The 16,251-nt window shown below is 61.2% G+C and carries 14 protein-coding genes; 13 read left to right on the plus strand and 1 reads right to left on the minus strand.

The genetic code is table 11. From position 1 onward, the window contains the following. Positions 1-751: 751 nt before the first annotated feature. From J3P94_RS24280 to J3P94_RS24335, 12 genes are all read left to right on the plus strand, one after another. On the plus strand, positions 752-1,354 hold the full coding sequence (locus tag J3P94_RS24280; RefSeq protein ID WP_370871141.1) for a methyl-accepting chemotaxis protein: 603 nt from the start codon (positions 752-754) through the stop codon (positions 1,352-1,354). 360 nt (positions 1,355-1,714) lie between these two features. Beyond that, positions 1,715-2,167: a type II 3-dehydroquinate dehydratase gene (gene aroQ / locus J3P94_RS24285; RefSeq protein WP_305497076.1), complete on the plus strand. Its 453-nt coding sequence runs from the start codon at positions 1,715-1,717 to the stop codon at positions 2,165-2,167. Positions 2,168-2,215: 48 nt separating this feature from the next. Next, a complete protein-coding gene (accB, locus tag J3P94_RS24290) occupies positions 2,216-2,680 on the plus strand; it encodes an acetyl-CoA carboxylase biotin carboxyl carrier protein (protein ID WP_053118072.1) in 465 nt (154 codons plus the stop codon). 17 nt (positions 2,681-2,697) lie between these two features. Beyond that, entirely contained in the window at positions 2,698-4,056 is a 1,359-nt protein-coding gene (gene accC / locus J3P94_RS24295; RefSeq protein ID WP_007971365.1) for an acetyl-CoA carboxylase biotin carboxylase subunit, read from the plus strand. A gap of 151 nt (positions 4,057-4,207) precedes the next feature. Beyond that, positions 4,208-5,086: a 50S ribosomal protein L11 methyltransferase gene (gene prmA / locus J3P94_RS24300; protein ID WP_434569936.1), complete on the plus strand. Its 879-nt coding sequence runs from the start codon at positions 4,208-4,210 to the stop codon at positions 5,084-5,086. A 30-nt stretch (positions 5,087-5,116) separates the two neighbouring features. Continuing rightward, positions 5,117-6,346 carry a DUF3426 domain-containing protein gene (locus J3P94_RS24305; protein ID WP_434569937.1) on the plus strand — a complete coding sequence of 410 codons (1,230 nt, stop codon included), beginning with the start codon at positions 5,117-5,119 and terminating at the stop codon, positions 6,344-6,346. Positions 6,347-6,530: 184 nt separating this feature from the next. Beyond that, a complete protein-coding gene (gene dusB, locus J3P94_RS24310) occupies positions 6,531-7,538 on the plus strand; it encodes a tRNA dihydrouridine synthase DusB (RefSeq protein ID WP_434569938.1) in 1,008 nt (335 codons plus the stop codon). After that, complete coding sequence (gene fis / locus J3P94_RS24315; RefSeq protein WP_025211617.1) at positions 7,535-7,855, plus strand: DNA-binding transcriptional regulator Fis; 321 nt, start codon at positions 7,535-7,537, stop codon at positions 7,853-7,855. The genes dusB and fis overlap by 4 nt, the downstream gene beginning before the upstream one ends. An 83-nt stretch (positions 7,856-7,938) precedes the next feature. Continuing rightward, entirely contained in the window at positions 7,939-9,546 is a 1,608-nt protein-coding gene (purH, locus tag J3P94_RS24320) for a bifunctional phosphoribosylaminoimidazolecarboxamide formyltransferase/IMP cyclohydrolase (RefSeq protein ID WP_434569939.1), read from the plus strand. 148 nt (positions 9,547-9,694) lie between these two features. Further along, on the plus strand, positions 9,695-10,990 hold the full coding sequence (purD, locus tag J3P94_RS24325) for a phosphoribosylamine--glycine ligase (RefSeq protein WP_434569940.1): 1,296 nt from the start codon (positions 9,695-9,697) through the stop codon (positions 10,988-10,990). 99 nt (positions 10,991-11,089) lie between these two features. Then, positions 11,090-13,864, plus strand: coding sequence for a response regulator (locus J3P94_RS24330; protein WP_434569941.1), 2,775 nt, complete (start codon positions 11,090-11,092; stop codon positions 13,862-13,864). Positions 13,865-13,926: 62 nt separating this feature from the next. Continuing rightward, the gene (locus J3P94_RS24335; protein ID WP_039593516.1) at positions 13,927-14,523 is read left to right on the plus strand and encodes a MarC family protein; all 597 of its coding nucleotides are present in this window, start codon (positions 13,927-13,929) and stop codon (positions 14,521-14,523) included. A gap of 4 nt (positions 14,524-14,527) precedes the next feature. Here J3P94_RS24335 and J3P94_RS24340 read toward each other — a convergent pair whose 3' ends face one another. Then, positions 14,528-15,349, minus strand: coding sequence for a hypothetical protein (locus J3P94_RS24340; RefSeq protein ID WP_434569942.1), 822 nt, complete (start codon positions 15,347-15,349; stop codon positions 14,528-14,530). A 217-nt stretch (positions 15,350-15,566) separates the two neighbouring features. On the opposite strand from J3P94_RS24340, the gene J3P94_RS24345 reads away from it, so the two are divergent. Next, positions 15,567-16,226 (plus strand): hypothetical protein, encoded by a 660-nt coding sequence (locus tag J3P94_RS24345; protein ID WP_434569943.1) that lies wholly within the window; start codon positions 15,567-15,569, stop codon positions 16,224-16,226. Positions 16,227-16,251: the final 25 nt, after the last annotated feature.

The following is a 16,251-nucleotide window of genomic DNA, read 5'->3' on the forward strand; positions in this document are numbered from 1 at the left end:
GCTGCTCGGCGTCACCGCCAGCAACGAATCGGGCAGCGATGACTTCGCCGCGTTGATGGGTCTGGAAACCGAGGAAAAGGCCGCCGCCGAAGACGCCGGGATTGCCCTCAAGCGCGAACTCAACAGCCTGCTCGGGCGTTATCCCGCGGAACTGGCGCGCACGCGCGAACTGATCCAGAAACGCACCGAGCTGGCCGATGCCACACACTTGAAAACCACCGATGTGCAACAGGCAATCGACGCCATGGAGCCTGCGGTCCGTGCCCAACATGGTCAGATCCAGGGCGAAGTACGGGTCATCCAAGGGGTGATGATCGGTCTGATTCTGCTGATCGCCCTTCTTATCGATACGTTGCAGCGACGCCTGGCCCGGACCTTGACCCGCCTGGCGCCAGCCCTTTCCACTTGGGCCGAAGGCGATTTCAGTGGCGATATCCGTGTCGGCGCCAGCAACCGTGAACTGCAGGACATCGAAGCCTCGCTCAATCGCCTGCGCGCCTATCTGGTGGATCTGGTCGGTACCATCCGCCTGAACGCCGAACAGGTGGCCGGCAGCAGCCGGACCCTGGCCGAGCTCAGTGGCGAATTGCATAGCGGTGCCGAAGACCAGGCCGGTGACACGGCATTGATCCGCGACTCCCTCAGTGAGCTCGAAGCGACCATCCAGCAAGTGGCCGGCGATGCCAGCCAGGCCGCGGATGCCAGTCGCAGTGCGGGCCATGCCGTGGAGCAAGGCCAGAAAGTGATCGGCATGAGCCTCGCCGGCTTGCACTCGCTCGTCGGCGAAGTGCAGGGCAATGCGCAAATGATCGAACAACTGGCTGAGGAGTCGGCGACCATCGGCGGCGTGCTGACCGTCATCCGCTCGATTGCCGACCAGACCAACCTGTTGGCCCTCAACGCCGCCATCGAAGCCGCCCGCGCCGGAGAAATGGGCCGCGGCTTTGCGGTTGTGGCCGAGGAGGTCCGCTCCCTGGCTCAACGCACCGCAGGCGCCACGGCCGAGATCCAGGCGCTGATTGCCCGTTTGCAGCAGGCTGCACGCCAGTCCGTGGAAGGCATGCGCGCCCAGGTCGAACACGCCGAAGCCACCGCCAGCCAGGCCCAGGCGGCCGATGGTGCATTGGATAAAATCGTCGAGGCGATCCAGACCATCGCCGATACGGCGGTGCGCATCGCCGATGTCACCGCCCAGCAAAGCGGCGCCGTCAGCGAAATCCGCGATCACAGCGAGCGGATCCACCAACTGGGCGGGGATAACCTGCAGCGCATCGGCCAGGGCCGGGAACAGGGCGACAACCTGCTGCTCCTGGGCGGGCGGTTGCACACGGCGGTGCAGGCGTTCCGGGTGTGATTTCAGAAGCCCACTGACCCTGTGGCGAGGGAGCTTGCTCCCGCTGGGTCGCGAAGCGGCCCCAAAACCTGCCATGTGCGGAGCATCAGGCACACCACGCCCGCCGGTTACGACTGCTGCGCAGCCGAGCGGGAGCAAGCTCCCTCGCCACGGATGGTTCGATTGCCTTAAGAGTATTACTCCCACAGGGTTCAGCTGCGGGCTCATGGCTGCGAGTGACCGAACCCGGGGGCATGGTCACAAACTTCGCGCAAACATCGGTCAACGTGCCGGCTATTGCCGGGAACTGGACAGTCACAAAGACTTTGCGGCATAGTCTCCGGGTTCTGACACCTGCTCACAGACAACAAGGAACAGCAGATGGCGACCCTTCTGGTCCTGCACGGACCCAACCTGAACCTGCTGGGCACCCGTGAACCGGGCGTCTATGGCGCCGTGACACTGGCCCAGATCAACCAGGACCTGGAGCAACGGGCCCGTAGCGCCGGCCATCATTTGCTCTACCTGCAAAGCAATGCCGAATATGAATTGATCGACCGCATCCATGCCGCGCGCGGCGAAGGCGTGGACTTCATTCTGATCAATCCCGCGGCTTTTACACATACAAGCGTCGCATTACGTGACGCGCTGCTGGCAGTGAGCATCCCATTCATCGAAGTGCATTTGTCCAACGTGCACAAACGCGAACCTTTCCGCCATCACTCCTACTTCTCCGATGTAGCAGTAGGCGTGATCTGCGGCCTTGGCGCCAGCGGTTACCGACTGGCCCTGGAGGCCGCTCTAGAGCAGCTTGAAAAACAGGCAACAGCTTGAACAACAAGCGTTAAACGCCCCTGACCGACCCTTGGGAGTTGATGATTCATGGATATCCGTAAAGTTAAGAAACTGATCGAATTGCTGGAAGAGTCCGGCATCGACGAGCTCGAGATCAAGGAAGGCGAAGAGTCCGTACGCATCAGCCGCCACAGCAAGACCCCGGCCCAGCAGTTCTATGCACCGGCACCGATGCAAGCGCCAGCCGCTGCACCTGCTCCGGCAGCTGCGCCAGTTGCCGCCGCTGCACCTGCCGCACCGGCCGCGCCGACGCTGAACGGCACTGTTGCTCGCTCGCCGATGGTGGGCACGTTCTATCGCAAGTCTTCCCCGAGCTCGCCGTCCTTCGTTGAAGTTGGCCAGACCGTGAAGAAAGGCGACACCCTGTGCATCGTCGAAGCCATGAAGATGATGAACCACATCGAAGCTGAAACCAGCGGTGTGATCGAGTCCATCCTCGTCGAAGACGGCCAGCCGGTTGAGTACGACCAACCGCTGTTCACCATCGTTTGAACCGCGGAGAGCCTTTGATGACTGCGAAGTTGGAAAAAGTTCTGATCGCTAACCGCGGTGAGATCGCCCTGCGGATTCTGCGTGCCTGCAAAGAGATGGGCATCAAGACCGTCGCCGTTTACTCCAAGGCCGACAAAGAACTGATGCACCTGGGCCTGGCGGATGAATCCGTCTGCATCGGTCCGGCGTCGGCTGCGCACTCCTACCTGCACATCCCGGCGATCATCGCCGCCGCCGAAGTGACCGGCGCTACCGCCATTCACCCTGGCTACGGTTTCCTCGCGGAAAACGCCGACTTCGCCGAACAGGTGGAAAACTCCGGTTTTGCCTTCATCGGCCCGAAAGCCGAAACCATTCGCCTGATGGGCGACAAGGTTTCGGCCAAGCACGCCATGATCGCTGCCGGCGTGCCAACCGTTCCGGGCTCCGACGGCCCGCTGCCTGAAGACGAAGAAACCGCTCTGCGCATCGGTCGCGAAGTCGGCTATCCGGTGATCATCAAGGCCGCTGGCGGCGGTGGTGGTCGCGGCATGCGTGTGGTGCACAAGGAAGAAGACCTGATTTCCTCGGCAAAACTGACCCGCTCCGAAGCAGGCGCGGCGTTCGGCAACCCGATGGTCTATCTGGAAAAATTCCTCACCAACCCACGTCACGTCGAGGTCCAGGTACTGTCCGACGGCCAAGGCCAGGCGATTCATCTTGGCGACCGCGATTGCTCGCTGCAGCGTCGTCATCAGAAGGTCCTCGAAGAAGCGCCGGCACCAGGCATCGACGAGCAGGCTCGCCAGGAAGTCCTGGCCCGCTGCGTCAAGGCCTGCATCGATATCGGTTACCGCGGCGCGGGTACTTTCGAGTTCCTGTATGAGAACGGTCGTTTCTACTTCATCGAAATGAACACCCGCGTTCAGGTGGAGCATCCGGTTTCGGAAATGGTCACCGGTATCGACATCGTCAAGGAGATGCTCAGCATCGCCGCTGGCAACAAACTGTCGTTCACTCAGGATGACGTGGTCATCCGCGGTCACGCGCTGGAATGCCGGATCAACGCCGAAGACCCGAAAACCTTCATGCCAAGCCCTGGCACGGTCAAGCATTTCCATGCCCCCGGCGGCAACGGCGTTCGCGTCGATTCGCACCTGTACAGCGGTTATGCCGTTCCGCCGAACTACGACTCGTTGATCGGCAAGCTGATCACTTACGGGGCAACCCGCGACGAAGCCATGGCGCGCATGCGCAATGCGCTGGACGAGATTGTGGTGGACGGGATCAAGACCAACATCCCGCTGCACCGCGACCTCACCCGCGACGAAGGTTTCTGCAAAGGGGGCGTGAACATTCACTACCTCGAGCACAAGCTGGCTGGCGAGAAGCACTAAGCTTCAACCCGCACCAGACAAAGCCGCCTTCGGGCGGCTTTGTCGTTCCTGCAGGTTTCGCAAACCCTCCCACAAAAGCTTTGCGCTCGCGTAAACTTGCGCGCTTCGCTGGCCGCTAGGCTGCAATCATCATTTTCCAAAGGTGCCCGCCATGCCTTGGCTGCAAGTACGTCTGGCCATCAGCCCGGAACAAGCCGAAACCTATGAAGACGCCTTTCTTGAAGTTGGCGCCGTTTCGGTCACCTTCATGGATGCCGAAGACCAGCCGATCTTCGAGCCGGAACTCAACACCACCCCGCTGTGGTCTCACACCCATCTGCTGGCCCTGTTCGAGGGTGGCACCGAAGCCACCAGCGTGCTTGCTCACCTGGAGCTGCTGACCGGCGGCCCGCTACCCGAGCACCACAGCGAAGTGATCGAGGACCAGGATTGGGAACGCAGCTGGATGGATAACTTCCAGCCGATGCGCTTCGGCCAGCGCTTGTGGATCGTGCCGAGCTGGCATGCCGCACCGGAGCCGGACGCGGTCAACCTGCTGCTGGACCCGGGCCTGGCGTTCGGCACCGGCACGCACCCGACTACCGCGCTGTGCCTGGAGTGGCTCGACGGCCAGGACCTGAAGAACTGCCACGTACTGGACTTCGGCTGCGGTTCGGGGATCCTGGCCATTGCCGCGCTGCTGCTGGGCGCCAAGGAAGCGGTCGGCACCGACATCGATGTCCAGGCCCTGGAAGCGTCCCGCGACAACGCCGGACGCAACAACATTGCCGAGGCACTTTTCCCGCTGTATCTGCCCCAAGACCTGCCCCAAGTACAGGCCGACGTACTGGTGGCCAACATCCTCGCCGGCCCGCTGGTGTCGCTGGCACCGCAGCTGTCCAGCCTGGTCAAGCCGGGCGGACGCCTGGCGCTGTCGGGCATCCTGGCGGAACAGGGCGAAGAAGTCGCCGCCGCCTATGCCGGGAATTTCGACCTGGACCCGATTGCCAATCGCGATGGCTGGGTGCGCATCACTGGACGTCGGCGCTAGAATGGCCGCCTGTATCGACCGGATTGCCGCATGACCGACAGCTTCGTCACCCAGTGCCCGCATTGCCACACCAGTTTTCGTGTCAGCCATGCTCAATTGAGCGTGGCACGCGGGGTGGTTCGCTGCGGCTCGTGCCTGCAGGTGTTCAACGCCGCGCGACAATTGCTCGAGCAGCGCACGGCCAAGACCGTTGCGCCCCCACTCGCGCCGCTCGCCGCGCCAGCCGTCGATACACCGCCGCCCCGCGCCATCAGCCAGAAACAATGGAGTGCCGCCGAGCTCGACCTTGATGACCTGGACAAGGAGCTGGCGCGTCTGGAGCGCCTCGAAAAGCGCGCCCCGGACAGCTGCGGCCGGCGTCGCGAAGACAACCTGAGCGCCCAGCGCGAGCAGCTTCCGCAGGAACAGGAAACCTGGTCCGACAGCCTCTATAGCGAAGCCCCCGACGAGCGCGCCGAAGGCGCTCTGCAAATGCCGGTCGAGCCGTTCGAGCCTCATGAGCCCGCCCGGCCGCCACGGACCGAACCTTCCTTGTCCCTGGCCCTTGAGCCCCTGGAGCCGGACGACGAACCCGTCGCCCCGCTCAGCCTCACGCCGGACGACGAGCCGCACGAACACCTTGAGCGCCTGTCCGCTACCGATGACCTGGATGACGAACCGGAGCCTGCGGCAACACCGCGCAAGAAGCGCGAGCGCCATGAGCCGGGGATACGCGCCGAAGCCCTGCAGGACCTGGACGACGATCCGTTGCAACTGGACTGGCGCAAACGCCGCTCGCCCTGGGGCCGTCGCCTGCTCTGGAGCCTGTTGATATTGCTCGGCGCGGCAGCGCTGGCCGGCCAGTACATCGCCTACCATTTCGAAGAACTGGCCCGCCAGGACCAGTACCGTCCGTGGTTCCTGCAAATCTGCCCGGTCATCGGCTGCGATGTCCCGTCCAAGGTCGATATCGCCAAGATCAAGAGCAGCAACCTGGTGGTGCGCAGCCATCCGGAATTCAGCGGCGCCCTGGTGGTGGATGCGATCATCTACAATCGTGCGCCCTTCTCCCAGCCATTCCCGCTGCTGGAGTTGCGTTTTGCCGACCTCAACGGTCACCTGATCGCCAGCCGTCGCTTCAAGCCAGGCGAGTACCTGGGCGGCGATCTCGAAGGCCGGGGGGAAATGCCGCCGCAGACGCCGATCCATATCGCCCTGGATATCCTCGATCCGGGGCCGAAAGCGGTGAACTACAGCCTGAGCTTTCATTCACCCGAATGAAGCCGTCAGGGCCGATTGATTGACGGCAGCTTTCTGACTCGACCCACCCAGACCAAACCGCTGGCGATAACAGAATAGCTGTTCAGATTTTATCCAATTCGACCTTTATCCAGTCATCGAGAGCGGGTATCATGCCAACCCTTTTTCGAAGTCTCATGATCCGGCCCCACTTCAGGGAAGTCCTATGTCGGCGGTACGCATCGGCCCATATACATTGCAGAACGGTCTGGTCCTCGCCCCAATGGCGGGCGTTACCGATCAGCCCTTTCGTCAGTTGTGCAAACGATTGGGCGCCGGTCTCGTGGTCTCGGAAATGGTCACCAGCGACATGAGTCTGTGGAACACCCGCAAATCGCGTCTGCGCATGATTCACGAAGGCGATCCCGAGCCCCGCTCGGTACAGATCGCCGGTGGTGACGCACAGATGCTGGCGGAGGCGGCCCGGGCAAACGTCGAGCTGGGGGCGCAGATCATTGACATCAACATGGGCTGCCCGGCGAAGAAGGTCTGTAACAAGGCCGCAGGCTCGGCGCTGTTGAAGGATGAAGCCCTGGTCACCGAGATCCTGCAGGCGGTTGTCGCCGCAGTCGATGTGCCGGTGACCCTGAAGATCCGCACCGGCTGGGACCGGGACAACAAGAACGGCCTGACGGTGGCAAAGATCGCCGAACAGGCAGGTATCACGGCGCTGGCGGTGCATGGCCGCACCCGTGCCGACCTGTACACCGGCGAAGCCGAGTACGACACCATTGCCGCGATCAAGCAGGCGGTGTCCATTCCGGTGTTTGCCAACGGCGATGTCGATTCGCCCGAAAAGGCCCGGTACGTGCTGGACGCGACCGGTGCCGACGGCCTGTTGATCGGCCGGGCCGCCCAGGGGCGGCCATGGATTTTTCGTGAGATCGAACATTTCCTGCGCACCGGTGAAAAGCTCGCTGCGCCGCAATTGTCCGAGGTGGAACGTATTCTGCTAGAGCATCTGGCCGCGCTGCACGCCTTCTATGGCGAAGTCATGGGCGTACGCATCGCTCGCAAGCATGTGGGCTGGTATCTCGCAACCCTGCCGGGCGCCAGGGAGTTTCGCGCCCGTTTCAATCGTTTGGATGGTACGCAAGCACAATGCGCCGACGTTCAGGCGTTTTTCGCCGAACGTTACAAGAGCCTGACAGGGGACGAAGGGGTGGCCGCATGACGATGATGACCGAGACTTTAGTGAGTGGAATAACACCCGTGAGCGACAACGTGAATTTGAAACAGCACCTCAACACGCCCAGCGAAGAAGGCCAGACCCTTCGCGGGAGCGTCGAGAAGGCGCTGCACAATTATTTCGCCCACCTTGAGGGCGCTGCCGTCACGGATGTGTACAACCTGGTGCTTTCCGAAGTCGAGGCGCCGCTGCTCGAGAGCGTGATGAACTACGTCAAGGGCAACCAGACCAAGGCCAGTGAGCTGCTGGGCCTGAATCGCGGCACCCTGCGCAAGAAACTCAAGCAGTACGATCTGCTGTAAGCATTCAATCAAACCAGAAAGGCGCCCGCGTAAAAAACGGTCGCCTTTTTTGCTGACTTCCCTTGCTTTTGATGGAAATTGAAATGACCGACCAGACCACCCGCCTGCCGATCCGCCGCGCCTTGATCAGCGTCTCCGACAAGACCGGGATCCTTGAATTCGCCCGCGAGCTGCAACAGCTGGGCGTCGAGATCCTCTCGACCGGCGGGACCTTCAAGTTGCTGCAGGACAACGGCGTCGCCGCAGTGGAAGTTGCGGACTACACCGGCTTCGCGGAAATGATGGACGGTCGGGTCAAGACCCTGCACCCGAAGATCCACGGCGGGATCCTCGGTCGTCGCGGCATTGATGACGCCATCATGAACGAACACGGCATCAATCCGATTGATCTGGTGGCGGTCAACCTCTACCCGTTCGAAGCAACCATCAACAAGCCCGGCTGCGACCTGCCGACCGCCATCGAGAACATCGACATCGGTGGCCCGACCATGGTCCGCTCGGCGGCCAAGAACCATAAGGACGTGGCCATTGTCGTCAATGCCAGCGACTACGCCGGCGTCCTGGAAAACCTCAAGGCCGGTGGCCTGACGTACGCCCAGCGCTTCGATCTGATGCTCAAGGCCTTCGAACACACCGCCGCCTACGACGGCATGATCGCCAACTACATGGGCACCGTGAACCAGGCGGCCGAGACCCTGAGCACCGAAGGCCGCAGCGAATTCCCGCGCACCTTCAACACCCAGTTCATCAAGGCCCAGGAAATGCGCTACGGCGAGAACCCGCACCAGAGCGCGGCGTTCTACGTGGAAGCCAAGCCAGCCGAAGTCGGCATTGCCACCGCGACCCAATTGCAGGGCAAGGAACTGTCGTTCAACAACGTGGCCGACACCGACGCCGCGCTGGAATGTGTGAAAAGCTTCGTCAAGCCAGCCTGCGTGATCGTCAAGCACGCCAACCCATGCGGCGTCGCGGTAAGCCCGGACGCCGAGGGCGGCATCCGCCAGGCCTACGAACTGGCCTACGCCACCGATACCGAGTCGGCCTTCGGCGGCATCATCGCCTTTAACCGCGAGCTGGACGCCGAGACCGCCAAGGCCATCGTCGAGCGCCAGTTCGTCGAAGTGATCATTGCCCCTTCCGTCAGCGAAGAAGCCCGCGCCATTGTTGCCGCCAAGGCCAACGTGCGCCTGCTGGCCTGCGGTCAGTGGTCGGCCGACCGTGCGCCGGCCTGGGACTACAAGCGCGTCAATGGCGGCCTGCTGGTCCAGAGCCGCGATATCGGCATGATCGGCAGCGAGGACCTCAAGGTCGTGACCCAGCGCGCGCCGAGCGAGCATGAAATCAACGATCTGATCTTCGCCTGGAAAGTCGCCAAGTACGTCAAGTCCAACGCCATCGTCTACGCCAAGAACCGCCAGACCATCGGTGTCGGCGCCGGCCAGATGAGCCGCGTCAACTCGGCTCGCATTGCTGCGATCAAGGCTGAGCACGCCGGTTTGCAAGTACAGGGCGCCGTCATGGCCTCCGATGCGTTCTTCCCGTTCCGCGATGGCATCGACAACGCAGCCAAGGTCGGCATCACGGCGGTGATCCAGCCGGGTGGTTCGATGCGTGACGCTGAAGTGATTGCCGCGGCTGATGAAGCCGGAATCGCGATGGTCTTCACGGGCATGCGCCACTTCCGTCACTGATCCAACCTGATCGAAATGTGGGAGCGAGCCTGCTCGCGAATGCAATCTGCCAGCGACGTTGATGTTGGCTGACACACCGCTTTCGCGAGCAGGCTCGCTCCCACATAAAGCGCCCCAGCGGCGCCTTACAGAATTTGAGGTTTTTGAAATGAATGTTTTGATCATTGGCAGCGGTGGCCGCGAACATGCCCTGGCCTGGAAAGTGGCTCAGGATCCGCGCGTGCAGAAGGTCTTTGTCGCACCGGGCAATGCCGGCACCGCCATCGAAGCCAAGTGCGAAAACGTTGCCATCGACGTGCTGGCCCTGGAACAACTGGCCGACTTCGCCGAGAAGAATGTCTCGCTGACTATCGTCGGCCCGGAAGTGCCGCTGGTCGCTGGCGTGGTCGACCTGTTCCGCTCTCGCGGCCTGGACTGCTTCGGCCCGACCGCCGGGGCCGCACAGCTGGAAGGTTCGAAAGCGTTTACCAAGGATTTCCTGGCGCGTCACAAGATCCCGACCGCCGACTACCAGAACTTCACCGAAATCGAACCGGCACTGGCTTACCTGCGCGAAAAAGGCGCACCGATCGTGATCAAGGCCGACGGCCTGGCCGCCGGCAAAGGCGTGATCGTTGCCATGACCCTGGCCGAAGCCGAAGATGCCGTGCGTGACATGCTCGCCGGCAACGCCTTTGGTGACGCCGGATCGAGGGTTGTCATCGAAGAATTCCTCGATGGCGAGGAAGCCAGTTTCATCGTCATGGTCGACGGCAAGAATGTCTTGCCGATGGCCACCAGCCAGGACCACAAACGTGTCGGCGACGGCGACAGCGGCCCGAACACCGGCGGCATGGGCGCCTACTCCCCCGCTCCGGTAGTCACCGCCGAGGTACACCAGCGCGTGATGGACCAGGTGATCTGGCCGACCGTGCGCGGCATGACCGAGGAAGGCAACGTCTACACCGGTTTCCTCTACGCCGGCCTGATGATCGACAAGGCAGGTAACCCGAAAGTCATCGAATTCAACTGCCGTTTCGGCGATCCTGAGACCCAGCCGGTGATGCTGCGCCTGCAATCGAGCCTGGTGCTGCTGGTCGAAGCGGCCCTGGCCCAGGCGCTGGACAAGGTTGAAGCCCAATGGGATCCGCGTCCAAGCGTTGGCGTAGTGTTGGCGGCGGGTGGATATCCAGGCGACTATGCCAAGGGCAGCGCCATCAAGGGCCTGGACGCCGCCGCGCAATTGGAAGGCAAGGTGTTCCACGCTGGCACGGCATTGAAGGATGGACAGGTGGTCACCGCCGGTGGTCGCGTGCTTTGCGCCACGGCCATGGGCGCCAGTGTCGATGCGGCCCAGCAGCAGGCCTACCGGCTTGCCGCGCAGATTGATTGGGAAGGTTGTTTCTACCGCAACGACATTGGCTACCGAGCCATTGCCCGTGAGCGTGGCGAAAACCAGGAATAACCCGGCCGTTCAGCCAGGCAGAGGCCCATGGCCCTTGCCTGGCTGCCGGGGCGCCGCGCATAGTTATAATCTGGCATCAACCTATGAAGGGATTTCGCCGTGCGCTGGCTCAGGATTGCCATAGGCTTCACCGTTACCCTGCTGACGCTGCTCTGCATGTACCCGGCCCAGGCCGCGCCAGGCAGTGGTTGGGCGATATTGCTCGACGAACAGGGTAACCTGAAGCTCAGCGACATCCGCTCTGCCCGCTACACCAATCAATTCAGCCCGATAGACCTGGACCACCTCAAGGCGGCCGAACCCGGCGGAGCATTATGGCTGCGTTTCCGGCTGGCGCCTGACCGGCATGAACAGATTCTGCGCATCTTTGCCCCAGACCTGTCGCGCCTGAATCTTTATGTGCTGGACGGCGATACGCTGATTGATCAACAGATCAGTGGCAATGCCTCGCCAGATACCGGACAGTCCGCTCCCAGCAGTGATCTCATGCTGGCACTGCCGCGCAGCGACAAGCCCCTCGACGTTTACCTGCGATTGGCCTCACGGTACGAACTGCGCCCCTACGTCACATTGCAACCAGCCATAACGGCGGCGGCCAACCAGAACCAGACGCTGATCTACGGCCTGCTGTTCGGCTGCATCGCCATGTTGATCCTGCACAACCTCACCCGTTACGCCTATACCCGCTCGCGCAGTTGCCTGTGGCTGGCAGCCTGTGAAGGGTTGCTGATGCTCAGCCTGATCCTGTTGCTGAACCTGGCCGGGGCCTGGCTGCCTGACTGGCCGGCGATCCAGACGCCGGGAGCGTACCTGGCGCTGTTGCTGACCGCGCCCTGCGGCTTGATGTTCGCTTTTCGTTTCTTCGCGCCGCTGGGCGAGCATCCGCTGAACCGGCTGCTGGTGGGGGAAATTGTCTTCATCGTGCTATGCAGCCTGCTGCTGTTGTTCGTCAACACGCTGCCGCTCAACATCATCACCTATGCACTGGTGGCGCTGGCCGGGCTGAGCATGTTGTTCGTCAGCGCCTGGCACTGGCAGAAAGGCTACCGCCCGGCACGCCTGTTCGTCGCCGCCATGGTGGTGTTCAACCTCGGCACGCTGATCATCCTCCCGGCCTTGCAAGGGCTGACGGAAGTCGCGCCGCAAGGCCTGATCGTCACGCTGCTGGTCTTCATCTGCATCAGCGGCCTGTTGATGAGCGTCGCGCTGGGCGAACGCCAGCGGTCGATCAACGAGAGCCGCTTCAGCATCAGCCGCGACCTGGCGGCAAGCAACGCCGAGATCAACGCCAAGGCCGAGTTCCTGGCCAAGATCAGCCATGAGATCCGCACCCCCATGAACGGCGTGCTGGGCATGACCGAGTTGCTGCTGGGCACGCCATTGTCGGTCAAGCAGCGTGACTACGTGCAGACGATCCACAGCGCCGGCAACGAACTGCTCACACTGATCAACGAAATTCTCGATATATCCCGTCTCGAATCGGGCCAGATCGAGCTGGACGATGTGCAATTCGACCTGAATGCGCTGATCGAGGACTGCTTGAGTATCTTCCGCGCCAAGGCTGAACAGCAGAATGTCGAGCTGATCAGTTTTATCCAGCCCCAGGTGCCACGCGTCATCAGTGGTGATCCGACGCGGCTTCGCCAGGCCCTGCTGAGCCTGCTGGAAAATGCCCTGAAGAAAACCGACGAGGGCGAAGTGCTGATCGTCGTCGCCCTTGATGAACGCAGCAACCAGCCACGCCTGCGTATCGCGGTGCAGGACAGTGGTTCGCCCATGGACGCCGAGGAGCGCGACACGCTGATGCACGCCGAGCTGCACAGCAAGAATTTTCTCTCCGCCACGCGGCTGGGGGGCAACCTGGGCCTGGTCATCGCCCGCCAGTTGATCATGCTGATGCATGGCGAGTTCGGCATCAAGAGTGGAAGCAGCCAGGGCAGCACCTTGTGGCTGACCTTGCCTCTGGACCCCGACCGTCTCGAACACCCGACTTCCGATCTCGACAGCCCGCTGCAAGGGGCGCGGGTATTGGTCGTCGACGACAACGACACCTGCCGCAAAGTACTGGTGCAACAATGCAGCGCCTGGGGCCTGAACGTCAGCGCGGTGCCATCGGGCAAGGAAGCCCTGGCGCTGCTGCGCACCAAGGCGCACCTGCGCGATTATTTCGACGTGGTGCTGCTGGACCAGAACATGCCCGGCATGACCGGCACGCAATTGGCGGCCAAGATCAAGGAAGACCCGAGCCTGAACCACGACATCCTGTTGATCATGCTCACCGGCATCAGCAACGCGCCGAGCAAGATCGTGGCGCGCAACAGTGGCGTCAAGCGCATCCTCGCCAAACCTGTCGCCGGTTATACGCTCAAGACCACCCTGGCGGACGAACTCAACCAGCGCAACAAAGGCCAGGCCCCGACTGCACCGGTGAATGCCGGCCCTCTCCTGCCGGTGAAAGTGCCCAGCGACTTTCGTATTCTGGTAGCCGAAGACAACAGCATCTCCACCAAAGTCATCCGCGGCATGCTTGGCAAGCTCAACCTGCAACCCGATACCGCCAGCAATGGCGAAGAAGCCCTCAAGGCCATGAAGGAGCAGCGCTACGACCTGGTCCTGATGGATTGCGAGATGCCGATACTCGACGGTTTCTCCGCCACCCAGCAGTTACGCGCCTGGGAAGTCGGCAACCAACGGACCCGCACCCCGGTGGTCGCGCTGACGGCGCACATCCTGGCCGAACACAAGGAACGCGCGCGCCAGGCCGGGATGGACGGACATATGGCCAAGCCGGTGGAGCTGTCGCAGTTGCGCGAGCTGATCGAGCATTGGGTGGCCCAGCGCGACCAACAGAACCGTACGGCGCAGACGTCCTGAGCCGACAGGCACCAAAACCCCTGATAGACTCCCGTCGTCCTCCTCCGCCTTGAGCCTCTACCATGCTCCATGTGCTGTTCAGCGTTTACCTGAAAATGCTGGTGCTTTATAGCCCGTTCTTCGTGCTGTCGTGTTTTATCAGCCTCACCCGCGGCTATTCGCGCAAGGAGCAACGTCGGCTGGCCTGGAAGGTCGCGACCGCGACGCTGGTATCCAGCGTATTGCTCTATCTGTTCGGGCGGGTCATCTTCAGCGTGTTCGGCATCACCGTGGATGCATTCCGTATCGGCGCCGGCAGCGTGCTGTTCATTTCGGCGCTGGGCATGGCCCAGGGCAAATCGGCGGTACAGACCGACAATGTCCAGCAGGACGTGACCATCGTCCCGCTGACCATTCCGTTGACTGTCGGCCCCGGCACCATCGGTGCCCTGCTGGTGATGGGCGTAAGCCAGCCGCACTGGGACGACAAGCTCATGGCGATCATCAGCATCGCCCTGGCCAGCTTCACCGTTGGCGTCGTGCTTTACCTGTCCAGCCGCATCGAACGGATCCTCGGCGACCAGGGCCTGCAGATCGTCAGCCGCCTGATGGGGCTGTTTGTCTGCGCGCTGGCGGCGCAGATCATTTTTACTGGAGTAAAAGGGTATCTGGCCCCATAGCCGTTTATCCGCGCTTGCGCCGGCTGAACCTTGCGCTCAATACCTCTTTGCGATGCTCACCCAGGTACTCCTCGATCTGCTCCCTGAACGCTTCATAGCGGGCCGGGTTGAAGGTCACGAACGACTTGCCACGGAAAAATTCCCGCGCCGAGGCCCGCCAGTTCACGAAAAGAACACCGCCATTGTTTGAAGAGCCGGATTGCTTTATAGACGCCGCAGAAGCAATCAGGATTCCGTTGGCCAGTTGCTCACATGGGATAAAGGAGAGGCGCGCGCCATCGAAGGTCTTGGCCTGGCTCTGGAAGAGTTTGATGGTTTTCTCGTCCTGCTTCAGGCCATCGATCGTGGTGGTCACCACGGAGCCCAGCACCGTCGCTGCCGGGAAACTGGCCTTCACGCCATCAATGATCCCTTTGACGATATCCTTGATCACCAGGTCCAGGTCCACCTGCACGGAATTCTCGGAGTAACGGGTGTAGCCACTGTCCGGCACGAAACACCCGAGGTCCACCAGGCATTTGATGAACGCCTCATACCACTCGCGAGAATTCTTGCCGGCGGGAACCTCGTAATTGGCCTCCATGATTGCCATGGTCATCAGGTTTTCCATGATCGCCATGTTGCCGAGCGACATGTTATTGCCATAACCCACCAGCGCATCGCCCAGCATCAGCGCATCCAGTTCCTTGGTGGGGTTGTCCTGCGACTGCGCGACGGACCTGCGCACACGGACCCGGGCTGTTACCGAGGTCTTGCGCCTGTCGATACGCGCAACAATGGATTCAATACTTTTTTCGATACTGACATTACTTTCGAACAGTTTCATACCTTCTTCCTTGGTTATGTTAATGGCCGCTCCTGCGGACAAGCCTAAAATCTAGTTACTTTCCAAACCAACAACAAACCACAAACGATTACAACATGTTCGGCGCTTGCCGACGGGCTGAAAACATTTGGTCTCCAAACGACTGTCCGGCCCACTTGAAGTCCGCATCGGTTGCTGTATTCATACAGCAACCCATTAAACTTTACGGATGAAACACGTGACCAACAAAACACTTACCGGACTGATAACGGGCCCCAGCCTGTTTTCATACATCGAGACGCTTCCCCTGTCAGAGCACGACGACATTGCAGATTGCGACAACTTCGCGATTCTCATTGCTGACGAAAGGTACAATCGTTATTACGACACAGAACGATGGCTTGAAAGATACATCGGTGTGTTAAGGGCTATTGGATGGTCAATCTATGCGGACGCGATATTTACCCGCACACAACATGTCCTTACGGGCTCTGTGGCGGACTTCCTGGTCGAGAGCGCAAGCGCGATGAGCGATACGCGGCAAGGAAATGCCATGATCGACACGCTCGACAGTTTGAAAACCAACAGTCCGGCGCTCGTCTCTTTTGACCGGGAGAGCGCTTCAGGGGATAGCTTCCAAGTTGTTCCGGCCCGCTACGACGCGCGAGGCCTTCTCAATATTGCCGTCTTCAAACTTGAGCTGAACGCCTACATGAAGAGAACCAACTTCCTGTTCTGGACTTGGGAAAAACACTCAGCCAGGATAGTCCAGCGAAAAGCCTACCTGAGGTTGAACAAGACGATACTCGACGGGCAGCGAGTATTGATAAACAGGCGATTGGAAAAAAAACGCATGGAGCGATTCGACCTCAGCCAGAACCGCCCCATGAACAGTTGAGTCACTTGGGCACCATGGCACTCAC

Origin of the sequence: Pseudomonas sp. Z3-8 (assembly GCF_051131975.1) — a bacterium.
Classification (GTDB): Bacteria; Pseudomonadota; Gammaproteobacteria; order Pseudomonadales; family Pseudomonadaceae; genus Aquipseudomonas.

Coding starts and splice junctions, on each gene's coding strand:
- accC (WP_007971365.1), top strand. CDS start 2,698: ATGACTGCGAAGTTGGAAAAAGTTCTGATCGCTAACCGCGGTGAGATC.
- J3P94_RS24280 (WP_370871141.1), top strand. CDS start 752: ATGAGCCTCGCCGGCTTGCACTCGCTCGTCGGCGAAGTGCAGGGCAAT.
- purD (WP_434569940.1), top strand. CDS start 9,695: ATGAATGTTTTGATCATTGGCAGCGGTGGCCGCGAACATGCCCTGGCC.
- purH (WP_434569939.1), top strand. CDS start 7,939: ATGACCGACCAGACCACCCGCCTGCCGATCCGCCGCGCCTTGATCAGC.
- J3P94_RS24305 (WP_434569937.1), top strand. CDS start 5,117: ATGACCGACAGCTTCGTCACCCAGTGCCCGCATTGCCACACCAGTTTT.
- J3P94_RS24340 (WP_434569942.1), bottom strand. CDS start 15,349: ATGAAACTGTTCGAAAGTAATGTCAGTATCGAAAAAAGTATTGAATCC.
- prmA (WP_434569936.1), top strand. CDS start 4,208: ATGCCTTGGCTGCAAGTACGTCTGGCCATCAGCCCGGAACAAGCCGAA.
- fis (WP_025211617.1), top strand. CDS start 7,535: ATGACGATGATGACCGAGACTTTAGTGAGTGGAATAACACCCGTGAGC.
- aroQ (WP_305497076.1), top strand. CDS start 1,715: ATGGCGACCCTTCTGGTCCTGCACGGACCCAACCTGAACCTGCTGGGC.
- dusB (WP_434569938.1), top strand. CDS start 6,531: ATGTCGGCGGTACGCATCGGCCCATATACATTGCAGAACGGTCTGGTC.
- J3P94_RS24335 (WP_039593516.1), top strand. CDS start 13,927: ATGCTCCATGTGCTGTTCAGCGTTTACCTGAAAATGCTGGTGCTTTAT.
- accB (WP_053118072.1), top strand. CDS start 2,216: ATGGATATCCGTAAAGTTAAGAAACTGATCGAATTGCTGGAAGAGTCC.